Source organism: Moellerella wisconsensis (genome assembly GCF_022592395.1).
GTDB classification, from domain to species: Bacteria; Pseudomonadota; Gammaproteobacteria; order Enterobacterales; family Enterobacteriaceae; genus Moellerella; species Moellerella wisconsensis.
Window position 1 is genome coordinate 785029 of the sequence record NZ_CP093242.1, and the last position, 25895, is coordinate 810923.

Sequence of the window (25895 nt, forward strand, 5' to 3'; positions counted from 1 at the left end):
TTTCGGTGTGCTTTTGATAATTCAGTGTGTTTACTGTATTTGATAGTTAATATTCGGACTGAAATACAGCGCAAATAATTTAATTTTTGACGGGGATAGCTTTTAAAATCGCTGTCAATAAGGTCCAGTATTGACCCACACTTTCAATATGAACACGCTCATCCGGTGAGTGTGCTCCACGGATGGTCGGTCCGATAGAAACCATATCCATTTCTGGGTAAGGTTTTTTAAATAAACCGCACTCTAGACCCGCATGGATAACCATGATGTTCGGTACTTTGCCAAATAAATCTTTATAAGTATCGCGTACAATGTGCATAACTGGTGAATCAGCATCTGGTTGCCAACCGGGATAGCTACCTTCCGCTTTAAATTCAGCACCAGCTAATTTAGTCAATGAAGTCAGCATGTTAACAACATAATTCTTGCCGCTATCAATTAATGAACGGATCAAGAAAATTACGCTCGCATTGTCTTCAGTCATTTCAACAACGCCTTCGTTTAATGAGGTTTCCACCACGCCTTTTGCCACATCACTCATACGGATAACACCATTAGGTGCCGCATTTAAGAAGAATAAAAAGCGAGATTGGCAATCAGCATTAATGGCTTTGAGCTGAGTTGTTGTTTCTTCTAATACTAAGATTAAATTCGGTTCAACGGCTGCGAGTTCATTTTTTAGGATATCTTCATATCGGGTTCTTAGGGCGGAGAGTTCGGCCACTTTATGGCTTGGAACGGCGATGATTGCATGGCTTTCACGTGGGATAGCGTTGCGTAAAGTTCCGCCTTTAAACTCCAATAGTTTCAGGGCTAAATCATCTTGATGACCAGCTAAAAAGCGAGCCAGAAGTTTATTCGCATTACCTAAGCCTAAATGAACATCGCCACCGGAGTGTCCACCTTTTAAGCCTTTTAATGTCAGGGTGAAAGTTTGATAATCGGCAGGAATAGCTTCACGAGTGAGGGCAAAATTCGCTGTAAAATCAACACCACCAGCACAGCCCATATAAATTTCACCTTCTTCTTCTGAGTCGGTGTTAATTAATATTTCGGCTTGCAGCCAGTTTGGTTGTAATCCAAAGGCACCGTCCATCCCGGTCTCTTCGGTCATGGTTAACAGTACTTCTAACGGGCCATGTTCAACGCTATTATCGGCTAAAACAGCCAGTGCTGAAGCCATACCAACACCATTATCGGCGCCTAATGTTGTACCGTCGGCAGTGACCCAATCGCCATTAATATACGGACGAATAGGATCTTTAGTAAAATCATGTTCAGTCTCATTATTTTTCTGTGGCACCATATCTAAGTGTGCTTGCAAAACCACCGGTTTACGGTTTTCATAGCCCGCAGTAGCAGGTTTACGGATTAATAAATTTCCGGTTTGATCGCGTTCAACATGAAGGCCTTGATCTTTAGCCCATTGAATAATATGCGATGCAAGCGCTTCTTCATGATGAGAAGGATGAGGAATTGAACAAATTTTTGCGAAGATATCCCACAATGGCTGTGGTTTTAATTGGGAAAGTTCAGACAAGATCAATCTCCTTAGACTGCATCAGTTTTTTATGTTTTTAGCAAATTATGCTGAATAAAGCCGCAGGAACACAGTTATTCTGTCCCTGAGTTCAATACCTTCAGCATATCACTTTCTTACCGGTTATTGACAAGGTAAATAAGATTAATATAAAGAAATGGGCGGTTTTCGCTGGTTTTTAGCGGCTCAAATCACTATAATCTCGCGCAACCTTTTTTCCGCAAACACGTTCTGAAATCTCTCAGCTGTTGGGACCCGAATCTTATGAGTGAAAAATATGTTGTTACGTGGGATATGTTGCAAATACATGCCCGCAAACTGGCGCAACGTTTGTTGCCAGCCGCACAATGGAAAGGCATCATTGCAGTTAGCCGTGGTGGTTTAGTTCCTGGTGCTCTCCTTGCCCGCGAATTGGGTATCCGTAATATAGATACCGTCTGTATTTCCAGCTATGATCATAATAATCAACGTGAACTGACAGTGATTAAACGCGCTGAAGGTGATGGTGAAGGTTATATCGTGGTTGATGATTTAGTTGATACTGGTGGTACAGCAAAAGCTATCCGTGATATGTATCCTAAAGCACATTTTGTGACTATTTTCGCTAAACCAGAAGGACGTCCATTGGTCGATGATTATGTCGTTGATATCCCACAAGATACATGGATTGAACAGCCATGGGATATGGGTGTGGTTTTCTTAAAGCCTTTATGTGATCAATAAATATTGCGATTTTGATTGGCATTATAATTCGGCTGAAGCAGCCTAATAATTCGCTGATAATCACTGAAAATATAACTGATTTGATTTGAGGCTTATTAAGTTCAGATAAACCCGTTATCATAAGCAGGCGTATTCTTAGCTTGTGGCAGCAATAAATAAGTAAATACACGGTCATATTCGACATTATCGAAAGGTTGGCTGTTTTATTATTTATAATCAGCACACAGAATTAAATTTAAAAGGGATGCGCAGGCATCCCTTTTTTTGTGGGCAATCCAAAATCTCATTTATGGTCTTACGATGATTAAGCAAAACTTGTCTGAAAAACTGTTTAAACCCAAAATTAAGCAGACTGAAACATCCACATTGGTTTCATATTGTGATTTTACTGGAAACTCAATGAATACTCAGTCAGCCCTGAGTGGTTCACAGCATACGGGTTGGTATCGCATGATTAATCGCTTAATGTGGATTTGGCGAGGTATTAACCCGTTAGAGATTGAAGAAATATTAAGCCGAATTGCCGTATCTGAAGCTCAACGTAGCGATGATAAAATGTTAGATACGGTGATTGGTAATCGGCCGGGTAATTGGTGTTTTGAATGGTCTCATCAGGCGATGTATTGGCAGCAAAAAGCGTTACAGTATGAAACGGGTCCTGATGCCCATAATGCTTGGTTACGGGCGGCAAATCTCTATAGTATCGCCGCGTATCCGTTTATTAAAGGCGATGAGTTAGCCGATCAAGCGACAGTATTAGCTTATAAGGCTTATGATAATGCCGCTAAATTCTCCAGTTATAAATTAAAAAAACTAACGTTTAAGCTTGAGGATAGAAAAGAGGTTAGCGGTTTTTTACATGTGCCAAGCGAAGGTCAAGGGCCATTTCCGACAGTATTGATGTGTGGGGCATTAGATAGCTTACAAATTGATTATTGTCGCTATTTTCGTGATTATTTACAGCCACAAGGAATAGCGATGCTGACACTGGATATGCCGTCTATTGGTTATTCCATTAAACAGAAATTGACCCAAGAAACCAGTACATTACACCAACAGATTATTAATCAACTGGTTAATATCCCTTGGATTGATCACACTCGGTTTGGTGTTGTTGGGGTACGCTTTGGCGCTAATATTGCGCTGCGATTAGCCTATATGGAACCGACGAAGATCAAGGCTGTCGCGGTGCTAGGGCCGGTAGTACATAGTTTATTAAATGATGAAAAGCGCCAATATACATTGCCAAAAATGGAACTAGATGTTTTTGCCAGTCGTCTTGGTATTTATCAAGTCGATGGGCTAGCTTTGCGTCATGAACTCAGCTGCTACTCATTAAAAAATCAGGGATTATTAGGCCGTCGTTGTCCAGTTCCATTTATGTCCGTACATTGGAAAGATGATATTTATAGTCCGCGTGAAGAATCATTATTAATCATGCGTTCTTCGGTTGACAGTGATTTGCTCTCACTTCCGAGTCATCCTGTATTTGAAAGCTATCAAAAAGCGTTACGCGAAACCACTGATTGGATGGTAGGTAAAATTTTTTAAACTAATAGATATATTAGTTTAAATAGTTAAATTTTATTTATAACTTGCTTATTTTTTAACTTTTGTTACAAAGGGATCTCACAACAGGAGATCCCTAATGGCACTACCTTTCGACTATTCAAATGGCAAGTATTTGAAAAAATTTACAGATTTAGGGCCTTATCTACGGGCGCTAAAATGCCAAAATGATCAATATTTCTTTGATAGTTTAGTGGTCTGTATTAACACTAAAATAGAACCAGAAACGCGTGAATTTTGGGGATGGTGGCTAGATTTAGAAAAAACAGATAGTGAGTTTTTCTACCGCTACCAGCTAGGGCGATATGATAATCAAGGTCATTGGCAAGTTGAGCCACTAGATAACCATGAAGTGTTATCTCCTATTGAACAAAATATTCAAGATTTTCATCAACGTCTTTGCACCGTGTTTGATACCCTCGAGTTAAAATTATTGCCTTCTCCCCAAATGACAAAATTTAGACTTAAATTAATCGCATAAACTTGTTTTAAACCAACTTTTCTGTAATTTTGCATTATGCCTGTTGGCATAATGCCTCTCAGCTGTTAAAACAGATAAACACTTTTTTAATTATCCTAATGGCAGAAAAATGATGAATAATAGCCAAACATTGGTCGTGAAACTGGGCACCAGTGTGCTAACAGGAGGCTCACGTCGTTTAAATCAAGCCCATATTGTTGAGCTTGTTAGACAGTGTGCACAGCAATATGAACAAGGTCATCGAATTATTATCGTGACCTCTGGTGCGATAGCCGCCGGTAGAGAGCATTTAAACTATCCCGAACTTCCGGCGACAATAGCCTCTAAACAACTGCTGGCCGCGGTAGGTCAAAGTCGTTTAATTCAATTATGGGAACGTCTATTTTCTATTTATGGAATTAATATCGGGCAAATGTTATTAACGCGTGCAGATTTAGAAGACCGTGAGCGTTTCTTGAATGCGCGTGATACGCTGCACGCGTTATTAGATAATGGAATTATTCCGGTAATTAATGAAAATGACGCCGTGGCAACCGCAGAAATTAAAGTCGGTGATAATGATAATTTATCGGCGTTAGCCGCAATTTTAGCCGATGCGGATAAACTTTTATTGTTGACTGATATTGAAGGATTATACGACGCTGATCCGCGCAGTAATCCACAGGCTAAATTGATCCCCGAAGTGTATGAAATTAATGATCAGTTACGTCAAATGGCGGGCGGGAGTGTTTCTGGCTTAGGGACTGGTGGTATGGCGACAAAAATACAAGCAGCCGATGTTGCCGGCCGCGCGGGTATTGATGTGGTTATTGCTGCTGGTAATAAGCCGGGGGTGATTGGTGCGGTTATCGAAAATACGCCGGTAGGCACACGTTTTCACGGGCAAAAAAACCCGATGGAAAACCGTAAACGTTGGATTTTTGGTGCCCCAGCCGCAGGTGATATCTATGTCGATGATGGCGCACAATTAGCGATTATCGAAAAAGGCAGCTCATTATTGCCAAAAGGGATCAAGAAAATTGAAGGCGATTTTTCGCGTGGAGCGGTGATCCGTATTCGCAATATGGCCGGAAAAGATCTCGCCCATGGCGTTACACATTATAACAGCGATGCACTGCGGATGATTGCAGGGCACCACTCTCAAGAAATTACCACGATCCTTGGGTACGAACATGGTGATGTCGCCGTGCATCGTGACGATATGATTGTAGGCTAAGCCAGTAGGATAATTATGTTAGAACAAATGGGAAGCCAGGCTCGTGAAGCATCTTGGCAGCTTGCAGAGCTGAGCACACAACAAAAAAATGCCGTATTACTGCAAATTGCACAGTCATTAGATTCTCAGAGTGAAGAAATTCTAGCGGCGAATCAGCTAGATATGCAACAGGCGCAAGAAAGTGGTATGAGTGGTGCTTTACAAGATCGCTTATTACTAACCCCTGAGCGTTTACAAGCTATCGCTAATGATGTCAGAAAAGTTTGTCAATTAGCTGATCCAGTAGGACAAATTATTGATGGCAACCAAATGGATAGCGGGCTTAATTTACAGCGCCGTCGTGTGCCGCTCGGTGTCGTTGGTGTGATTTATGAAGCTCGTCCCAATGTAACGGTTGATACTGCGGCACTGTGCTTAAAAACTGGTAATGCAGTGATCTTACGAGGCGGTAAAGAGACTCATAATACTAATTTAGCCGTAGTCAAAGTGATTCAAGATGCGTTACAACGCTGTGGATTACCGGCTGCTGCGGTACAGGCGATTAATAATCCAGACCGCCAATTAGTCACTCAAATGCTGAAACTTGATCGCTATATAGATATGTTGATCCCGCGTGGCGGTGCCGGGTTACATAAATTATGCCGTGAGCAATCAACCATTCCGGTGATCACTGGTGGAATTGGTGTTTGTCATACTTTTGTGGATCAGAGCGCAGATTTTGATAAAGCTTTAAAGGTGATTATTAATGCCAAAGTTCAGCGTCCGAGCGCTTGTAATTCGTTAGAGACATTATTGGTTCATCAAGCTATTGCTGCAGATTTCTTACCTCGTTTAAGTCAAGTTATGGCTGAACAGCAAGTGACTTTACATGCTACGCCAGCAGCGATGAACTATTTACAAGAGGGGCCGGCGACGGTGCTTCCAGTAACCGCAGAAAATTTAGTTGATGAGTGGTTATCATTGGATTTAAATGTTGAAATTGTGGCGGATATCGATGCGGCTATTCAGCATATTCGTACTTTTGGGACAGCGCATTCCGATGCTATTTTAACCCAATCAATTCGTCAGGCCGATTACTTTGTTCAGCGGGTAGATTCAGCGGCGGTATATGTTAACGCCAGCACTCGTTTTACCGATGGTGGTCAATTTGGATTAGGTGCGGAAGTCGCTGTTAGTACTCAAAAATTACATTCTCGGGGTCCAATGGGGCTTGATGCTTTGACTACCTATAAATGGATTGGCTACGGTGACGATTTAATCCGTCCGTAGTCACCATTTTTAGTTAACATAAAATGAAATAACGTAAATTAGGCCACACTTAATATGTGTGGCTTTATTTTTATTATTGATAAGTGTAAAAACAGTCATATTATTGGCTGAGTAATAAATGAGAATTATCAATTAAAATCATTAAGTAGCGGTTATTAGCCACATTAACAGGTATGGAATAGATAGCGATGCTTTATATTATTGGCCCTAGAGGGGCAGGAAAAACCACCATAGGCAAAAGATTAGCAGAGACTGCATCCTATCCATTTATCGATACTGATGCGTTGATCCTTCAGCGGGCAGGAATGACGATTGCTGAATTCGTTAAATTGAACGGTTGGGAGCAGTTTCGTCAATTAGAAACGGAGGTATTAACCTCATTATCTCAATTACCTAGCGTGATATCTACAGGGGGAGGAATTATTTTAGCACCAGAAAACCGCCAATTTATGCGAGATACCGGCACTGTTATTTATCTTAATGCTAGCGTTGATGTTCTCGCTGCCCGCTTAAGTGCCGCGCCTGAAGCAGATCAGCGCCCAAGCCTAACAGGAAAATCTATCTTAGACGAAATATCTGAGGTCATGGCAACCCGTGGGCCTCTGTATCTATCAACTGCTCATCATATTATCGATGCACAAATGCCCATCGAGACAATAGTCCGTCAGCTGATACAGCTTACGGGTGATTTATCAGTTTGATAGGCACTAGATTTAAGACAAATCCGCTAAAGTGATCATTTATATGCGGTAATCTTAGGATTAGAAAATAATTTATAGGGATACATTATGCTGGCAAAAGTGGTAACAGCAGTGCTGCGTTTTTTATTTAGAATAACGATAAAGGGAGATAAAAACGCACTATATCAAGATAAATGTTTAATCACTCCAAACCATGTTTCGTTTCTGGACGGTATTCTGCTGGCACTCTTTTTGCCGGTAAAACCGGTCTTTGCGGTGTACTCTTCTATTGCTACCCCGAAAATGATCAAGTTGCTAAAGCCTTATGCCGATATTGTACCTTTAGACCCGACAAGCCCGATGGGGATCCGACATTTAGTCTATGAAGTTGCCAAAGGTCGCCCAATTGTGATTTTTCCTGAAGGGCGGATCAGCATTCATGGCTCATTAATGAAAATTTATGATGGTGCGGGCTTTGTGGCGGCAAAATCTGGGGCAAAGGTGGTACCTATCCGTATTGATGGCGCTGAGCGTAGTCACTTTGGCCGCTTAAAAGGAATTATTAAACTACAGTGGTTGCCAAAAATCACCTTAACTATCCTACCAGCACAGACGATAGAGATGCCACAAGCACAGCGCTCCGCCGAACGCCGTCGATTAGCGGGCGAGCAGTTATATCAAATAATGAAAAACGCTCGTATGGCTTGTCGTCCACATCAAACGCTGGTGGAGGCATTCCTTGACAGCATTACTCGTTATGGTCGGCATAAACCTTGTATTGAAGATATTGCGCTGAAAGAAGACAGCTTGCAGGGATTATTAAAAAAAGTGTTGGGCGTAGGGCGAATTGTTGAGCGATATAGCGATGAAAATCAACGAATTGGCCTATTACTGCCGAATGCAACTATTACTGTTGCCGCTATTTTCGGGTCATTAATGCGTGGTCGAGTTCCTGCCATGCTGAACTATACTGCGGGAAGCCATGGTATCAGTAATGCGCTGAAGGCGGCTGAAATTAAAGTTATTTTTACCTCGCGGCAATTTTTAGAGAAAGGTAATTTGCTTGCCCTGCCACAGCAAGTGACTGAAGCCGAATGGATTTATCTCGAAGATTTAAAAGATACCGTTACTTGGCAAGATAAAATATGGATAGTGAAACATCTTTGGTCACCGCATAAAGCCATGCTGCCACGTAAGCCTGAGGATGAAGCGATGATTTTATTTACTTCAGGCTCAGAAGGGACGCCAAAAGGTGTGGTACATAGCCACGCGAGTTTATTGGCAAATGTAGAACAGGTAAAAACTATCGCTGATTTTACACCTCGCGATCGTTTTATGTCCTCTTTACCCTTATTTCATGCTTTTGGTTTAACCGTTGGTCTGTTTATTCCATTATTTTCAGGCAGTCGAATTTTTCTTTATCCAAGCCCACTGCATTATCGAGTAATTCCTGAATTAGTGTACGATAAAAATTGCACTGTACTATTTGGAACCTCTACTTTTCTCGCCAGCTACGCTCGTTTCGCCCATCAGTATGATTTTGCGCGTTTACGTTATGTGGTGGCGGGGGCTGAAAAATTGGCCGATAGCACTCAAAAATTGTGGTTCGATAAATTTGGCATTCGCATTTTAGAAGGTTATGGCGTGACTGAGTGTGCCCCTATTGTGTCGATTAATGTGCCTATGGCGACCAAAGAAGGCACTGTAGGGCAGATATTGCCAGCGATGGAAGCGCGTTTATTACCTGTTCCTGGAATTGAACATGCGGGACGTTTACAGCTTAAAGGCCCGAATATTATGAAAGGCTATTTGCGGGTTGAAGCACCGGGTGTGATTGAACCACCCGCGGCCGAAAATGCCCAAGGCGTTAGTGAACCAGGCTGGTACGATACTGGGGATATCGTCGCTTTAGATAATGAAAACTATTGTACTATTCGTGGACGCGTCAAACGTTTTGCTAAATTGGCGGGTGAAATGGTGTCATTAGAAAGTATTGAGCAAATGATTTTCCTGCTTTCGCCAGATGCCCATCATGCAGTGGTGACAAAACCGGATAGCAGCAAAGGCGAAGCATTAGTCCTGTTTACTACCGATAAATCATTAGATCGCTCCGCACTTTCTCAAGCGGCAAAAGAGAAGGGATTGACCGAATTAGCCGTTCCTCGAGATATTCGCTATCTCAAAGAGTTACCAGTGTTAGGAAGTGGTAAACCAGATTTTGTTAGCTTGAAAAAAATGGCCCAACAGGACTAAATTATGCCCCAAGAAAATCATGATTTGCCCTTACTTAGTCAAGGAATGAAGGCGGTTCTATTAACTCAGTTTCTCTCTGCTTTTGCAGATAATGCCTTGCTGTTTGCTTTACTCGCCCAATTAAAGGCCGAATTTTATCCTGAATGGAGCCACCCAATTTTACAGATAGTATTTGTGCTGACTTATATTATTCTGGCACCATTTGTCGGGCAGATTGCCGATAGATTTTCCAAAGGCAGAGTCATGTTATTTGCTAATCTATTTAAGTTTGTCGGTGCATTTGGGATCTGTTTGGGGCTTAATCCTTTCTTATGCTATGGCTTAGTTGGGATTGGCGCGGCTTCTTACTCACCGGCTAAATACGGTATTCTGGGTGAGTTAACATCAGGCAATAAATTAGTTAAAGCCAACGGTATCATGGAAGCATCAACTATTGCTGCGATTTTAGTCGGATCCGTTGCGGGAGGATACCTTTCTGATATTAGTCTATTTTTAGCGCTCGGAACTTGTACCGTGCTGTATGCCTTGGCAGTTGCGGTCAATTTTGCCATTCCTCATCTTGCACCAGCACGACCGGCAACAGGCTGGAATTTTTTATTATTAATCAAGAATTTTATTATTGCTTGCCAGTCATTATGGGCAAATCAAGAAACGCGCTTTTCTTTAGTCGGGACGAGTATGTTTTGGGGCGCAGGGGTTACCTTGCGATTTTTACTGGTGGCCTGGGTGCCGATTGCGTTAGGGCTACAAGATAATACCACACCGACGATTTTAAATGCCATGGTAGCCCTAGGTATAGTGATTGGCGCGGGATTAGCCGCTAAATTTATCACTTTAAAAACAGTTCGTCGCTGTATGCCCGCGGGGATTTTTATTGGTGTTATGGTGATATTTTTATCCTTACAAAGCCAGCTCATCCCTGCATCTATGCTATTAATTACCCTTGGTATTTTTGGCGGATTATTTGTTGTTCCGTTGAATGCCTTACTGCAAGAAAAGGGCAAAGCCACTGTAGGGGCAGGAAATGCTATTGCGGTGCAAAACTTAGGCGAAAATAGCGCAATGTTGATTATGCTGGGCCTGTATTCCTTGGCAATGAAAGTGGGTTTATCAGTGATCAGTGTTGGAATAGGTTTTGGCGCTCTTTTTGCTATGGCTATCGGTGGTTTGTGGGTTTGGGATAGCGTTCGCAAAAAAACTAACTAAAGGGTCATCGAGTTATGAAAGATGAGAAATACCTCGAAGAGTTAAGTCTTCAGCTGGGACAACAACTGCGTCAATTGGGTAAAACTGTCACTAGTGCGGAATCTTGTACCGGTGGATGGATAGCTAAAGCACTGACCGATATCGCCGGGAGTTCGGCTTATTATGAGCGTGGTTTTGTGACTTACAGTAATGAAGCAAAACATCAGATGATAGGTGTCAGCTCGCAAACCTTAGAAAACTATGGCGCGGTTAGCCAGCAGGTTGTCTTAGAGATGGCCGAAGGTGCATTAAATCAAGCTAATGCCGATTTTGCTATTTCAGTGAGTGGTATTGCTGGGCCTGGCGGCGGTACGCCAGATAAACCGGTCGGCACCGTATGGTTTGGATTTGCGCATAAAATTGATGAGAATAATCTTTCACTGAGCGCACATCATTGTATATTTGAAGGAGATCGCCATTGCGTACGTTTGCAATCAGCTATCTTTTCACTTGAAACGTTATTGCAACAAATCACTAAAAAATTTGCTTGATACTGTATGATTATACAGTATAATTAGCATCAACAAACCGAATTCAAATCGTATTATTAGCAATGAAACAATCATTGCATTAAGGGAGTCAGCATGGCTATTGATGAAAACAAACAGAAAGCACTTGCAGCAGCACTGGGTCAAATTGAGAAACAATTTGGTAAAGGCTCTATTATGCGTCTGGGTGAAGACCGCTCGATGGATGTCGAAACCATATCAACAGGTTCTTTGTCTCTTGATGTAGCCTTGGGGGCTGGTGGCCTGCCACTCGGTCGTATTGTTGAAATTTACGGGCCTGAATCTTCCGGTAAAACGACTTTAACTTTGCAAGTTATTGCTTCTGCACAGCGTGAAGGTAAAACCTGCGCATTTATTGATGCTGAGCATGCTCTTGACCCTGTTTATGCGAAAAAATTGGGCGTTGATATTGATAACTTGTTGTGTTCTCAACCTGACACTGGCGAACAAGCATTAGAAATTTGTGATGCATTGACTCGCTCAGGTGCCGTTGACGTTATTGTTGTTGACTCCGTTGCCGCATTGACACCAAAAGCTGAAATTGAAGGTGAAATTGGTGATTCACATATGGGACTGGCTGCACGTATGATGAGTCAGGCAATGCGTAAGTTAGCTGGTAACCTTAAAAATTCCAATACCTTGTTAATCTTCATTAACCAAATTCGTATGAAAATTGGTGTGATGTTCGGTAATCCAGAAACCACAACGGGTGGTAACGCACTGAAATTTTATGCTTCTGTTCGTTTAGATATCCGTCGTATCGGTGCGGTGAAAAACGGCGAAGAAGTTGTCGGCAGTGAAACGCGCGTTAAAGTGGTAAAAAACAAAGTTGCAGCGCCATTTAAACAAGCTGAATTCCAAATTCTGTACGGTGAAGGCATTAACACTTATGGTGAATTAATTGATTTAGGTGTTAAACATAAATTAATTGAGAAAGCTGGTGCTTGGTATAGCTATAAAGGCGATAAAATTGGTCAAGGTAAAGCAAATTCCACCAATTATTTGAAAGAGCATCAAGATATCGCGACAGAAATCGATCATAATCTGCGCGAGATGTTATTGAATCATGCCGGCGAATTTAGCAGCGCAGCTTCAGATTTCGAAGCTGAAAAAGACGATGCTGATAAATCAGCAAAAGAAGAATTTTAATCTGCAGCTAATAGCTAACAGAGTGTAATAGAAATCATAGTTAGTCATAGAATAGCCTAAGTATGTTATGGCTATAGCATGAATGCTTGAATTAAAGCGTTGTACTGTATTTGCAGTGCAGCGCTTTTTTATTTATATTACAAGTGGTTTGATGATTAATTAATAGATCTAATCGTAAAATAACCCCTAAATAGGGGAGTTAACACACTTTCAGAAAATATCTAGACGCTCTACAATAGTGAAGGCGAATGGATGTATCAAAATTTTACTTCTATAAGAAGACACTTTATCTTATTAACTACTTTTAACTGAAGAGTTGATTTGAGTTGATATTGCATCCATCTCAATAATTCGTAATTCATTTTTCAGCTTGATATCGGGATAAATATGAGCAAAAGCACCGCTGAGATCCGTCAAGCGTTTCTCGACTTTTTTCATACAAAAGGTCATCAGGTTGTACCAAGTAGTTCGTTGGTACCAAACAATGACCCGACATTATTGTTTACTAATGCAGGGATGAACCAGTTCAAAGATGTGTTTCTTGGATTGGACAAAAGATCGTATTCCCGAGCGACGACCTCACAACGATGTGTGCGGGCTGGTGGTAAACATAATGATTTAGAAAACGTAGGCTACACAGCACGCCATCATACTTTTTTTGAGATGCTGGGTAATTTTAGTTTTGGTGATTACTTTAAACATGAAGCGATTAATTTCGCTTGGGAATTACTTACTGGCAAAGAATGGTTTAATTTGCCGAAAGAAAGATTATGGGTCACCGTTTATGCTACAGATGACGAAGCTTATGATATCTGGAACCAGCAGGTAGGCATCCCGGCTGAACGTATTATCCGTATTGGCGATAATAAAGGCGCACCATACGCGTCAGATAACTTTTGGCAAATGGGTGATACCGGTCCTTGCGGTCCTTGCACCGAAATTTTTTATGATCATGGTGACCATATCTGGGGCGGCCCTCCAGGAACCCCTGAAGAAGATGGCGATCGTTATATTGAGATCTGGAATATCGTCTTCATGCAATTCAATCGTAAATCAGATGGCACTATGGAACCGCTGCCTAAGCCTTCTGTTGATACAGGGATGGGGCTTGAGCGTATTACAGCAGTATTGCAACATGTTAATTCTAACTACGATATCGATTTATTCCGTGAACTGATTGCTGCGGCAGCTAAAGCTACTGGTGCGACGGATTTAGACAATAAATCGTTACGCGTTATTGCAGATCATATTCGCTCTTGTGCGTTCTTAGTCAGCGATGGCGTGATACCTTCAAATGAAGGTCGCGGCTATGTTCTGCGTCGTATTATTCGTCGCGCTGTACGCCATGGTTATATGCTGGGCGCGAAAGAAACCTTTTTCTACAAATTAGTCGCGCCATTAATCAAAGTTATGGGCGCAGCTGCGGATGAGCTACATCGCCAACAAGCTACTGTCGAAAAAGTACTGAAAACAGAAGAAGAACAATTTGCGCGGACATTAGAACGTGGCTTACAGTTACTTGATGATGAATTAGCGGCATTGAGTGGAGATACTCTCGATGGCGAAACGGCATTCCGTTTATACGACACTTATGGCTTCCCAATTGATTTAACAGCAGATGTTTGCCGTGAGCGTAATCTAAAAGTAGATGAAGCTGGTTTTGAAACCGCGATGGAAAATCAACGTCGTCGTGCGAGAGAATCCAGTGGTTTCGGAACCGACTATAATGATTTAATCAAAGTTGAGAAAGATAGCGAATTCTCTGGCTATGCGCATAATGCTCAACAGGCGACAATCACGGCAATTTTCCGTGAAGGTCAACCGGTGGATACGCTAAATGCTGGTGAAGAAGGGATCGTTATTCTGGATAAAACAGCATTTTATGCAGAATCAGGTGGGCAAGTCGGTGATACCGGTAAGCTAGTCAGTGACAGTGCACTGTTCAATGTCGCAGATACGCAAAAATACGGCCGTGCTATCGGCCATATTGGTAAAGTCGAGTCTGGTAGTTTAACCGTAAATCATCGTATAGAAGCTCAGGTTGACAGTGAAAGACGTGATGCTATCCGTTTAAATCACTCGGCAACCCACTTAATGCATGCGGCATTACGCCAAGTGCTGGGTGAGCATGTTTCTCAAAAAGGTTCTTTAGTTAACGATAAATATCTGCGTTTTGACTTCTCACACTTCGAAGCAATGACGGATGCGCAATTACGTCAAGTTGAAGATATTGTAAATGCTGAAATTCGTAAAAATTTACCGATCGAAACTGAATTGATGGATCTGGAAGCAGCCAAAGAAAAAGGCGCGATGGCGTTATTTGGTGAAAAATATGAAGAGCGGGTCCGTGTTCTGAGTATGGGCGACTTCTCCATTGAATTGTGTGGTGGTACTCATGCAAGCCGCACTGGTGATATTGGTTTATTCCGTATTATCAGTGAGTCAGGAACAGCAGCGGGTATTCGTCGCCTTGAAGCTGTGACAGGTAAAGGTGCGTTGGCAACTGTTCATCAGCAGTCAGAGCAGCTTTCAGCTATCGCTCACTTGCTGAAAAGTGATATTCATAGCGTAACAGATAAAGTTAAATCTGCGCTGGATAAAACACGTCAGTTAGAGAAAGAACTGCAACAATTAAAAGATCAGCAAGCGTCACAAGAAAGCTCATCTTTAAGTAGCCAAGCGAAAGATGTGAAAGGCGTCAAATTATTGGTTAGCCAATTAAGTAACACTGAACCAAAAATGTTACGTACCATGGTTGATGAATTAAAAAATCAGCTCAAGTCTGCAATTATTGTACTTTCTACAGTAAGTGGTGGTAAAGTCAGCTTAATTGTTGGTGTGACTCATGATTTGACTACTAAAATAAAAGCAGGCGACTTGATTGCGTATGTGGCGCAGCAGGTTGGTGGTAAAGGCGGTGGACGACCAGATATGGCTCAGGCTGGTGGTACAGATGTTGAAGCATTACCCGCGGCTTTAGCAACGGTAGAAGCGTGGGTTGAATCAACATTACCCTAGATCCACCTGAAAGTTACCTCCGAGAGAGGTAACTTTCAACTGTTGCTATATTGTTAAATCATTCGGGGCAGTGTTATATTGAGTTTTGGCTATAATTATAATGATTGCCTTGTTAACATTGACGCTTTAGGTGAATATCATTGCTTTACGTTTTCACGGTGTGTGATGGACAATAGCGGGGAAACCTAGAGACCCGACTCTTTTAATATTTCAAGGAGCAAAGAATGCTTATTCTGACTCGTCGAGTTGGTGAAACACTCATGATAGGCGATGAGGTAACAGTTACAGTGCTGGGCGTTAAAGGAAACCAAGTTCGTATTGGTGTTAATGCACCCAAGGAAGTTTCTGTTCACCGTGAAGAGATTTATCAACGGATCCAGGCCGAAAAATCCCAACCAGACAACCAATAATACCGATATTAATAGCTATAATATCGATAACTATAGTATTAATAATAACAGTTAAGCGTCCTGCTCTTTATGCCAACAGCGAAAGAACGGACGCTGTATCTTCTCACTATCTCTGGTGGGATGACATGATTATTGCTTATATCCTCTCTGATTTATTTATTAATTTATTCTGATTTTTATCAATTCCATTTTTTTATTCACTTTATAAGTAAGTTAATGGTCAATGAATGGACTATCTATTAGTTTGGCTTGAGTAGAATCGTTTGTATTTTGAACATCCTTAATGTTTTTCACTCGAAGATTATTTAGTGTTACTGTTTATCGCTCTCCAAAAGGAGGGAAAAGAACATTTATCTAACCAATGACCGGTAGATTATTGTCAGTATTAACTGTTGATAAAACCTGCTTTTTGTTGTTTAATCGTTCATCTTGATTGTGAATTGTGCAAACAAACCAAATAATTTAAAAACTTTGGAAAAAATGTTTGACTTCTAAGTCTATGGAAGTAATATGTGCGCCACACAGAGACGAGATGTTGTTAGCAACTCTCTGTGAGCTAGAAGATGGTGAGGTGGCCGAGAGGCTGAAGGCGCTCCCCTGCTAAGGGAGTATGCGGTCAAAAGCTGCATCGAGGGTTCGAATCCCTCCCTCACCGCCATTTTAGTACTGCATCCGTAGCTCAGCTGGATAGAGTACTCGGCTACGAACCGAGCGGTCGGAGGTTCGAATCCTCCCGGTTGCACCATATTCTAACCCCATAAATATAAATGGGGTTTTATTTTGGAAAGTAAGTTTGATTTTCCGAAATTGAGTGAAAAACAAATAGTAAGTAAAAGTAAAAGTAATAGTTATAATTAACTGTGAAATAAATATTTGCTAAAAGTAGTAAGTTAGTAAAGCGACATAACTCTGCATCCGTAGCTCAGCTGGATAGAGTACTCGGCTACGAACCGAGCGGTCGGAGGTTCGAATCCTCCCGGATGCACCATCTTTAATTAGCGAATGCTAAAAAAGACAATAGTTATATCGTAATACATACAAAGTAAAGCTTGCCACGAATTTTGCATCCGTAGCTCAGCTGGATAGAGTACTCGGCTACGAACCGAGCGGTCGGAGGTTCGAATCCTCCCGGTTGCACCATATAAGAAGGCCTCATCATTTGATGAGGCTTTTTTTTTGCCTAAAAGAGTATTTTTTAGTACTCCTCTTTTTCCATAAGCTGCTAGTTATCTCGTAGCTAATCTTCAATTAAATTCCTAATATGTTGTATTAGTACAGTGCATTGCGCACATCTAGACAGCGACAATTTGCTCGGTTTACGTTAAAGTAAACACCTTTCTAGAAATAAAACATTATTATAGGCGGGAGGTCAAATTGATCCCGGACGTATCAAAAGCGCTCTCATGGTTAGAGTCGCACCCCGAAGCACTTAAAGGCATTCACCGAGGTATAGAGCGTGAAACGCTGCGAGTAACTCCTGAGGATGGGATAGCAACGACATTGCATCCTGATGAACTAGGGAAAGCGTTGACCCATAAATGGATCACTACTGACTTTGCTGAATCTTTATTAGAATTTATAACCCCAGTAGATAATAATATTAGCCACACGCTGGCCTTCTTGCGCGATTTACATCGTTATACGGCAAGGCATTTGCATAATGAAAGAATGTGGCCATTAAGCATGCCATGCTTTATTGGCAGTGAAGATAAGATCACACTGGCTCAGTATGGTAACTCGAATCTTGGTCGGTTTAAAACACTGTACCGCGAAGGATTAAAGAATCGTTATGGTGCACTAATGCAGACTATTGCTGGTGTTCATTATAATTTTTCACTACCTATCGAGTTTTGGCAAGCCTGGGCGGGTATTGAAGATGAAGAAAGTGGTAAAGATAAAATTTCTGAGGGCTATTTCCGTCTAATTCGCAATTACTATCGCTTTGGTTGGGTTATTCCGTATTTATTCGGAGCCTCTCCTGCTATTTGTCGTTCATTCCTCAATGATAGAGAAACTAGCCTGTCGTTTGAAGAGACTGATGGGGGAACTTGCTATTTACCTTATGCGACTTCCTTGCGTATGAGCGATTTAGGCTATACTAATAAGTCGCAGAGTGATTTAAATATCACATTCAATCATCTTGACAGCTATGTTGAAGGATTGAAAAAAGCGATTCATAAGCCATCTGCTGAATTTGCTGAGTTAGGTGTGAAGAAAGACGGTAAATATCGTCAATTAAATACCAATGTATTGCAGATTGAAAATGAGCTGTATGCTCCAATTCGCCCTAAACGCGTGCCAAAAAATGATGAATCGCCTTCAGATGCATTATTGCGGGGTGGCGTTGAATACATTGAGGTGCGCGCACTAGATATTAATCCATTCAGTGCGGTAGGTGTGGATGAAACCCAAATTCGTTTCCTTGATCTGTTCTTAATTTGGTGTGTCTTGGCTGATGCCCCAGAGATGGACAGTAAAGAGCTAGATTGCAGCCGTAAAAACTGGAATCGAGTTATTTTAGAAGGGCGTAAGCCGGGGCAAGTTATTGGTATTGGCTGTGGCAGTGAAATGAAGCCATTAGTTGAAGTCGGTCAACAGCTGTTTAAGGACTTAATCCGCGTCGCTGAAGTTCTGGATACTTGCTGCGATTCAAAATATCAGGAAGTTTGCCATCAATTTTTGACTATGTTTGAAGATCCAACACAAACGTATTCTGCACTGGTTTTGGATAAAATGTTAGCGCAGGGTATTGGTGGTTTTGGGCTTGAACTGGCAGATAAATACTTTGAGCAGCTAATTAGTGAGCCGTATGAAGTCATTACAGAGGCGCAATTTGATGAAGCGCGTAAAGCCTCGGAAGAGAAGCAATCGATGATGGAAGCTCAATCTGATGAAAGCTTTGAAGACTATTTGCAGAAGCATGCAGGTCGCTGATAAGAAAATGGCCACTGATGCTAGTGGCCAAAGAAAAAGTACTCAGAGAATTAGGGATGATAACTAATGATGCGTCTTTCATAAATTCAGACACGTTGTTGATAAAAAGGTTTCATTTATTTTAGCAAAATAAATATTAATTTCTCAGGAGGTCAAAAAATGCCGTTATTAGATAGCTTTACCGTCGATCATACCCGCATGGCTGCACCTGCGGTACGTATAGCAAAAACAATGAAGACACCTCACGGTGATACGATTACTGTTTTTGATTTACGTTTTACCGTGCCAAATAAACAGGCAATGACAGAAAAGGGTACCCATACTCTTGAGCATTTATTTGCTGGGTTCATGCGTAATCATTTAAATGGCAATGGTGTTGAGATTATTGATATATCTCCTATGGGATGCCGTACAGGCTTTTATATGAGCTTAATTGGTCAGCCTGATGAGATACGTGTCGCGAAAGCCTGGAAGGCTGCGATGGAAGATGTATTAAAAGTTGAAGACCAAACCAAGATCCCTGAACTGAACGTTTATCAGTGCGGCACTTATGAAATGCACTCACTGAAAGAAGCTCAGGATATTGCCCGTAATGTTGTAGGTGCAGAGATTGGTGTGAATAAAAATGATGATCTTGCTCTACCTGCAGATAAGTTGGCGGAATTACATATCTAGCAGTTATCAATATCTGAGTGATAAAATAGACAAAGACCCTATAGACAATATTATCTATAGGGTCTTTTTAGCTTGAAATAATGATTAAAACTGCAGCGAAATGATAATTAATGCGAGGTATTGCTGTCGTTAGTTTCTGTATTCATCATGCCCGCCGGAATTATTTTTACTTGTTTGATAATATTTTCACTGATGGATAAGACTTCCACTAAATAATTATTAATAATTATTTTTTCGCCGACTTCAGGAATATCGCCAAGTGCTTCTAATACAATCCCATTGACTGTTCTAGGCCCATCAAGCGGTAAGTGCCAATCAAAGGCCTTATTGAGCTCACGAATATTCGCCGTACCATCTACCAAAACGCTACCATCTTTTTGGCGCAGAACCTCTTCGGCCAGAGAAGGGGACATTGAGGTGGTAAAATCGCCGACAATTTCCTCAAGAATATCTTCAACCGTGATTAGCCCTTGAATATCACCATATTCATCAACAATGATGCCGACTTTTTCTTTATTGCGCTGGAAGTTAATTAGCTGAATGTTGAGCGGAGTACTGTCGGGAATGAAGTAAATTTTATCCGCAGCTTTCATCAAATTCTGTTTATCAAACTGCTGTTTTTCCATCATTAAACGATAGGCTTCACGTACCCTGAGCATACCAATACTGTCGTCTAATGAGTCACGATAAAGAACAATTCTGCCATGCGGCGAATGAGTTAATTGACGGGTAATTGATTTCCAATCGTCGTTAATATCAATACCGACGACTTCATTACGCGGCACCATAATGTCGCCGACTGTGACTTTTTCTAAATCAAGAATTGAGATTAGCATATCTTGATTACGCTGGCTTAGCTTGGTTCTCGATTCATTGACGATAGTTCGGAGCTCTTCTTTACTGACTGCATCACTACGAATGATTGGCGATTTAATTCCGCAACAGCGCATAAATAATAGAGTGATTTTATTAAATGACCACACTACAGGTAGCATTAGTTTTTGTAGAGGTTGGAGGATAAAACTGCTCGGAAAGGCCACTTTTTCTGGATATAGCGCCGCGATGGTTTTTGGCATGACTTCAGAAAAGATCAAAATAACAATGGTTAGTATCCCGGTAGCAATAGCTACCCCTGCGTTACCGTATAACCGCATACCGATGATAGTAGCTAAAGCAGATGCCAGAATATTAATCAAGTTATTGCCAATTAAAATTAAACCGATTAGGCGATCAGGTTGTTTTAGCAGGGCTTCTACACGCCGGGCAGACGTATTTCCTTGCTTGGCTAAATGCCTCAATTTATAACGATTGAGTGACATCATGCCGGTCTCTGAGGCCGAAAAATAGGCTGATACGACAACCATAACAATCAGAATAATTATTAGCGTACTCGTTGAAACCTCATCCAAAACAGTATCCCTTTAACGTTTTTCGAATGGTTAGTAAACCGTGGTGATCATTAAGACAGCATTATTTGTTGCAATACTCGATTACCAAAAAATGCCAATGTGAGAATAATAGCGCCGGTTAAATTAAACAGCAGAACCCGTTTGCCACGCCACCCACCATGATAATGTCCCCATAATAAAACGATGTAGACAAACCATGCAAAAATAGACAATATCGATTTATGAATATTCTCTTTATCGAAAATATTTTCCATATAAATCAATCCAGTACATAGAGTTAACGTGAGTAGAATGACACCGACTTGGGTAATGTGGAACATTTTGCGTTCAATCACCATCAATGGTGGCATATCGGGGCTAAACTTTAATTTCTTATTTTTTAATTGATAATCAATAATACCCACTTGTAATGCATAAAGAGCTGCTATTAATAGTGTGGCATAGCTGAGCAGCGCTAAACCAATATGAATAAACATGGGTACACTAGCTTCTAAGTGGGTAATGAATTCCCCAGGCATCACGCTCGCTAGCATTAAATTGATAATTGAAAAGCTATAAATAATAGGGATTAAATACCACGCGCGTCCACGGGATGCCACAATAGTCATGATGATACACATCAGTAAACTGACGGCAGATCCGAGATTGAGCAGCGTTAAATTTTGACCGTCTATACCGCGAAAAATAGATAGCTTTAAGGTAATCGCATGGGTTATTAACGCGATGACAGCAGAAAATATAGCCAGACGACGGTATCCCCGTTGCTTGCGGACTAAGCCAGGAACAATTAGTGATAGGCTTAGAAGATAGGAAAAAACAGCAATGGCTGCAAATACTAGCATAGTATATTGTCGTTATTCATTTAGAGTGGATATGAATTCTATAGTATAACGCATGCTTTAGCAGCCCCCAACCCTTGAGATAGCAGGATGAAAACTGGGGCAGCGTTCCACCATTCATCGTGTTATAATGGGGCAAACACATCAGAGTTGGTTTTTATACAGCCGTTAATACAGAATTTGTTATGTCTATTGTCAACATAAGTTAACATAAATAGATTGAAAAATAACATTTTCATACAATGATTGGGATGATTTGCATTCAGTCAATTCTGGCATGAAACGAACTTTGCAGCAGGCCCATAAACAGAACTGAGCTAAGACACATGTTTGATAATTTAACTGATAGACTATCGCGTTCGTTACGCAATATCAGCGGTCGAGGGCGGCTGACTGAAGACAATATTAAAGAAACGCTGCGTGAAGTCCGAATGGCTTTACTTGAAGCAGATGTTGCACTTCCTGTTGTACGCGATTTTATTCAACGCGTTAAAGAAAGTGCGGTCGGTCAGGATGTGAATAAAAGCCTGACGCCAGGGCAAGAATTTGTCAAAATTGTTCAGAATGAACTCGTCAATGCGATGGGTGAAGAGAACAATCAACTCAACCTTTCTGCTCAACCGCCAGCCGTGGTGTTAATGGCGGGTCTACAAGGTGCGGGTAAAACAACCAGCGTTGCAAAACTTGGTAAGCATCTAAAAGAAAAGCAGAAAAAGAAAGTATTAGTCGTATCAGCTGACGTTTATCGCCCCGCGGCGATTAAACAATTAGAAACGCTAGCTGAAACAGTAGGGATTGACTTCTTCCCGTCAACAGCCAATGAAAAACCTGTTGATATCGTCAATCAAGCATTAAAACATGCCAAACTGAAGTTTTATGACGTCTTGCTGGTTGATACCGCAGGTCGTTTGCATGTTGATGAAGCGATGATGGATGAGATTAAAGCCGTCCACAAAGCTATCAACCCAGTTGAAACGCTGTTTGTTGTGGATGCGATGACTGGGCAAGATGCTGCCAATACGGCAAAAGCCTTTAACGAAGCATTACCGTTGACGGGGGTAGTACTGACCAAAGTTGATGGTGATGCGCGTGGTGGTGCAGCGCTCTCTATTCGCCATATCACGGGTAAACCGATTAAATTCTTAGGGGTCGGTGAAAAAACTGATGCTCTAGAGCCGTTCTATCCAGACCGTATCGCTTCGCGTATTTTAGGTATGGGCGATGTGCTGTCATTGATTGAAGAAATCGAGCACAAAGTTGATAGAGATCAAGCCGAAAAATTAGCTAAAAAGCTCAAAACTGGTGATGGTTTTGATTTAAATGACTTTTTAGAGCAGTTAAAACAGATGCGTAACATGGGTGGTATGGCCAGCATGTTAAGCAAAATGCCCGGTATGTCTCAGGTGCCTGATGCAGTAAAATCGCAGATGGATGATAAAGTCACGGTGAAAATGGAAGCGATTATTTGCTCTATGACCCGTAAAGAGCGTCAAAAACCAGAGATTATTAAAGGCTCACGTAAGCGTCGTATTGCCGCAGGTTCAGGGACTCAGGTTCAAGACGTCAACCGTTTATTGAAGCAGTTTGATGAAATGCAGCGTATGATGAAGAAAATGAAAAAAGGTGGTCTCGCGAAGATGATGCGAGGCATGAAAGGTATGATGCCACCGGGGTTTCCGGGGCGTTAAACAATAAAGACTCAAAGATTATTCGGTTTTGATTGCTTTTTGCGTCAAACTGAGTAAAATTTCGGGGCTTTTTATACAACAACCGGACTCTATCCCTCGATGGAGTCTGGTTGTTTTGTTAACTAATGAGGATGTTATGGTAACAATTCGTTTAGCTCGTGGCGGCGCAAAAAAGCGTCCGTTCTACCAAGTCGTTGTAACAGATAGCCGTAATGCACGTGACGGTCGTTTCATCGAACGTATTGGTTTCTTCAACCCGATCGCTTCTGGTCAGGCTGAATCTCTGCGTTTAGACTTAGACCGTGTTGAGCATTGGGTCGGTCTTGGCGCAACTATCTCTGATCGTGTTGCTGCACTGATCAAAGAAGCAAAAAAAGCAGCTTAATCTGTCACGGTGGTAGCGATGAGCAAGCAAACAAATCCGCAGCCTTCTAATCCTATTGTTGTAGGCAAATTAGGCTCTGCATATGGTATTCGTGGTTGGCTCAGAGTTTTTTCGTCCACCGAATATGCCGAAAACATTTTTGAGTATCAGCCTTGGTTTATTAACCGCTCAGGTCAATGGCAACACATTGAAATTGAAGCGTGGAAAAATCATAACCAAGATGTCATTGTAAAATTGATTGGTTTCGATGATCGGGATGCAGCTAATGTGCTGACAAACTGTGAAATTTATGTCGATACAACTCAATTACCAGTTCTTGATGGTGATGAATTCTATTGGAAAGACCTTATTGGTTGCCATGTTATCACCGTTGAAGGATATGATCTTGGCATCGTCGACGATATGATGGAAACCGGTTCTAATGATGTGCTGGTTATCAAGGCGAATTTAAAAGATGCATTTGGCATCAAAGAGCGGTTAGTTCCGTATCTTGATGGGCAGGTTATCAAGAAAGTCGATCTCAACACTAAAATTATTGAAGTGGATTGGGATCCTGGTTTTTAAATCTCCGGTTGACGGTTTTTATGAGTGGGACAAAGTATGTGGATTGGGGTAATTAGCCTGTTTCCTGATATGTTCCGCGCAATAACCGAGTACGGGGTGACTGGTCGGGCAGTTAAAAATGGCCTGCTTTCTGTAGAGTGTTGGAATCCAAGGGATTTTACCTATGACCGACACCATACAGTTGATGACCGTCCTTATGGCGGTGGTCCGGGCATGTTGATGATGGTGCAACCGTTAAAGGATGCTATTCACGCAGCAAAAACTGAGGCAGGTGAAGGTGCAAAGGTGATTTATCTTTCACCTCAGGGGCGCAAACTTAGCCAACAAGGGGTTTGCGAACTGGCAACAAATGAGAAGTTGATTCTAGTTTGTGGTCGGTATGAAGGCATTGATGAACGCATCATTCAAGCCGAAATTGATGAAGAATGGTCAATCGGTGATTATGTTCTCAGTGGTGGGGAGCTCCCCGCAATGGTGATGATAGATTCAGTATCTCGGTTTATACCAGGGGTACTTGGGCATCAAGCGTCAGCTAAAGAAGATTCTTTTGCCGACGGATTGTTAGATTGTCCTCACTATACCCGACCTGAAGTGCTAGATGATATGCAGGTTCCGGCAGTTTTACTTTCGGGTAACCATGCACATATCAATCGCTGGCGTATGAAACAGTCACTTGGCCGTACCTGGCTTAGAAGACCTGAGCTTCTGGAAAACCTAGCTCTGACTGACGAGCAAAGGATGTTGCTAGCTGAATTCCAACAGGAATATCAGGCTGAAGCAGCAAGTGAGTCCAGATAATATGACTAGCATATTGTCTTAATATATCAGTTTACCTAGGGTAAGAGAGTTATTATGAGCAACATTATTAAACAACTTGAACAAGAGCAGATGAAGCAAGACGTACCTTCATTCCGTCCAGGTGATAACGTGGAAGTGAAGGTATGGGTCGTTGAAGGTTCTAAAAAACGTCTGCAGGCATTTGAGGGCGTGGTTATTGCTATCCGTAACCGCGGTCTGCACTCTGCATTCACTGTTCGTAAAATCTCTAACGGCGAAGGTGTTGAGCGTGTATTCCAAACTCACTCCCCAGTCATCGACAGCATTGCTGTCAAACGTCGCGGTGCTGTACGTAGATCTAAACTGTACTACCTGCGTGAGCGTTCTGGTAAGGCTGCTCGTATCAAAGAGCGTCTGGGCGCCAAAGCCAAGTAATACGCTTTCGCTACATCCGAAAGTTATCGCAGAAAAGACCCGCATTAGCGGGTCTTTTTATTTGATCAATACACTCTAATTAATGCATATATAATTCACAGTAATTAACATTTCACGCCATAGAATA

At 41.7% G+C, this 25895-nt stretch carries 22 protein-coding genes and 4 tRNA genes; 23 read left to right on the top strand and 3 right to left on the bottom strand.

From position 1 onward, the window contains the following. Positions 1-79: 79 nt before the first annotated feature. Positions 80-1540, bottom strand: coding sequence for a beta-Ala-His dipeptidase (pepD, locus tag MNY66_RS03330; protein WP_047255004.1), 1461 nt, complete (start codon positions 1538-1540; stop codon positions 80-82). 264 nt (positions 1541-1804) lie between these two features. Between pepD and gpt the strand changes: the two genes are divergently transcribed. From gpt to luxS, 18 genes are all read left to right on the top strand, one after another. Then, positions 1805-2263, top strand: coding sequence for a xanthine phosphoribosyltransferase (gene gpt / locus MNY66_RS03335; RefSeq protein ID WP_047255005.1), 459 nt, complete (start codon positions 1805-1807; stop codon positions 2261-2263). Positions 2264-2563: 300 nt separating this feature from the next. Then, positions 2564-3814 (top strand): esterase FrsA, encoded by a 1251-nt coding sequence (gene frsA, locus MNY66_RS03340; RefSeq protein WP_241501438.1) that lies wholly within the window; start codon positions 2564-2566, stop codon positions 3812-3814. Positions 3815-3911: 97 nt separating this feature from the next. Continuing rightward, complete coding sequence (gene crl, locus MNY66_RS03345; protein ID WP_047255007.1) at positions 3912-4313, top strand: sigma factor-binding protein Crl; 402 nt, start codon at positions 3912-3914, stop codon at positions 4311-4313. 112 nt (positions 4314-4425) lie between these two features. Continuing rightward, on the top strand, positions 4426-5529 hold the full coding sequence (gene proB / locus MNY66_RS03350; protein ID WP_047255032.1) for a glutamate 5-kinase: 1104 nt from the start codon (positions 4426-4428) through the stop codon (positions 5527-5529). Positions 5530-5544: 15 nt separating this feature from the next. Continuing rightward, positions 5545-6798 (top strand): glutamate-5-semialdehyde dehydrogenase, encoded by a 1254-nt coding sequence (gene proA / locus MNY66_RS03355; RefSeq protein ID WP_047255008.1) that lies wholly within the window; start codon positions 5545-5547, stop codon positions 6796-6798. 188 nt (positions 6799-6986) lie between these two features. Beyond that, a complete protein-coding gene (aroL, locus tag MNY66_RS03360; RefSeq protein WP_241501439.1) occupies positions 6987-7499 on the top strand; it encodes a shikimate kinase AroL in 513 nt (170 codons plus the stop codon). Positions 7500-7586: 87 nt separating this feature from the next. After that, a complete protein-coding gene (aas, locus tag MNY66_RS03365) occupies positions 7587-9731 on the top strand; it encodes a bifunctional acyl-ACP--phospholipid O-acyltransferase/long-chain-fatty-acid--ACP ligase (protein ID WP_241501440.1) in 2145 nt (714 codons plus the stop codon). Positions 9732-9734: 3 nt separating this feature from the next. Beyond that, positions 9735-10937 carry a lysophospholipid transporter LplT gene (gene lplT, locus MNY66_RS03370; RefSeq protein WP_241501441.1) on the top strand — a complete coding sequence of 401 codons (1203 nt, stop codon included), beginning with the start codon at positions 9735-9737 and terminating at the stop codon, positions 10935-10937. Between the two features lie 14 nt (positions 10938-10951). Then, complete coding sequence (pncC, locus tag MNY66_RS03375; protein ID WP_047255012.1) at positions 10952-11467, top strand: nicotinamide-nucleotide amidase; 516 nt, start codon at positions 10952-10954, stop codon at positions 11465-11467. A 93-nt stretch (positions 11468-11560) separates the two neighbouring features. Then, positions 11561-12634 (top strand): recombinase RecA, encoded by a 1074-nt coding sequence (gene recA, locus MNY66_RS03380; protein WP_047255013.1) that lies wholly within the window; start codon positions 11561-11563, stop codon positions 12632-12634. Positions 12635-13021: 387 nt separating this feature from the next. Then, on the top strand, positions 13022-15652 hold the full coding sequence (alaS, locus tag MNY66_RS03385; protein ID WP_241501442.1) for an alanine--tRNA ligase: 2631 nt from the start codon (positions 13022-13024) through the stop codon (positions 15650-15652). Between the two features lie 224 nt (positions 15653-15876). Next, the gene (gene csrA / locus MNY66_RS03390) at positions 15877-16062 is read left to right on the top strand and encodes a carbon storage regulator CsrA (protein WP_047255015.1); all 186 of its coding nucleotides are present in this window, start codon (positions 15877-15879) and stop codon (positions 16060-16062) included. Between the two features lie 565 nt (positions 16063-16627). After that, positions 16628-16720: transfer RNA gene (locus MNY66_RS03395), tRNA-Ser, on the top strand. Positions 16721-16730: 10 nt separating this feature from the next. Beyond that, positions 16731-16807: transfer RNA gene (locus tag MNY66_RS03400), tRNA-Arg, on the top strand. Between the two features lie 166 nt (positions 16808-16973). Beyond that, positions 16974-17050: transfer RNA gene (locus MNY66_RS03405), tRNA-Arg, on the top strand. 75 nt (positions 17051-17125) lie between these two features. After that, a tRNA-Arg gene (locus MNY66_RS03410) sits at positions 17126-17202 on the top strand. 234 nt (positions 17203-17436) lie between these two features. Next, a complete protein-coding gene (gshA, locus tag MNY66_RS03415; RefSeq protein ID WP_047255016.1) occupies positions 17437-18996 on the top strand; it encodes a glutamate--cysteine ligase in 1560 nt (519 codons plus the stop codon). Positions 18997-19155: 159 nt separating this feature from the next. After that, entirely contained in the window at positions 19156-19671 is a 516-nt protein-coding gene (luxS, locus tag MNY66_RS03420; RefSeq protein ID WP_047255017.1) for an S-ribosylhomocysteine lyase, read from the top strand. A gap of 107 nt (positions 19672-19778) precedes the next feature. Here luxS and MNY66_RS03425 read toward each other — a convergent pair whose 3' ends face one another. Continuing rightward, complete coding sequence (locus MNY66_RS03425; protein WP_047255018.1) at positions 19779-21080, bottom strand: CNNM domain-containing protein; 1302 nt, start codon at positions 21078-21080, stop codon at positions 19779-19781. Positions 21081-21130: 50 nt separating this feature from the next. Beyond that, a complete protein-coding gene (locus MNY66_RS03430) occupies positions 21131-21922 on the bottom strand; it encodes a cytochrome C assembly family protein (RefSeq protein WP_047255019.1) in 792 nt (263 codons plus the stop codon). A 323-nt stretch (positions 21923-22245) separates the two neighbouring features. Between MNY66_RS03430 and ffh the strand changes: the two genes are divergently transcribed. From ffh to rplS, 5 genes are all read left to right on the top strand, one after another. Continuing rightward, the gene (gene ffh, locus MNY66_RS03435; protein ID WP_241501443.1) at positions 22246-23607 is read left to right on the top strand and encodes a signal recognition particle protein; all 1362 of its coding nucleotides are present in this window, start codon (positions 22246-22248) and stop codon (positions 23605-23607) included. A 136-nt stretch (positions 23608-23743) separates the two neighbouring features. Further along, positions 23744-23992: a 30S ribosomal protein S16 gene (gene rpsP / locus MNY66_RS03440; protein ID WP_047255021.1), complete on the top strand. Its 249-nt coding sequence runs from the start codon at positions 23744-23746 to the stop codon at positions 23990-23992. 18 nt (positions 23993-24010) lie between these two features. Then, positions 24011-24556: a ribosome maturation factor RimM gene (gene rimM / locus MNY66_RS03445; RefSeq protein WP_047255022.1), complete on the top strand. Its 546-nt coding sequence runs from the start codon at positions 24011-24013 to the stop codon at positions 24554-24556. Between the two features lie 36 nt (positions 24557-24592). Next, a complete protein-coding gene (trmD, locus tag MNY66_RS03450; protein WP_047255023.1) occupies positions 24593-25354 on the top strand; it encodes a tRNA (guanosine(37)-N1)-methyltransferase TrmD in 762 nt (253 codons plus the stop codon). A gap of 54 nt (positions 25355-25408) precedes the next feature. After that, on the top strand, positions 25409-25768 hold the full coding sequence (gene rplS, locus MNY66_RS03455) for a 50S ribosomal protein L19 (protein WP_047255024.1): 360 nt from the start codon (positions 25409-25411) through the stop codon (positions 25766-25768). The last annotated feature ends 127 nt before the right edge of the window (positions 25769-25895 follow it).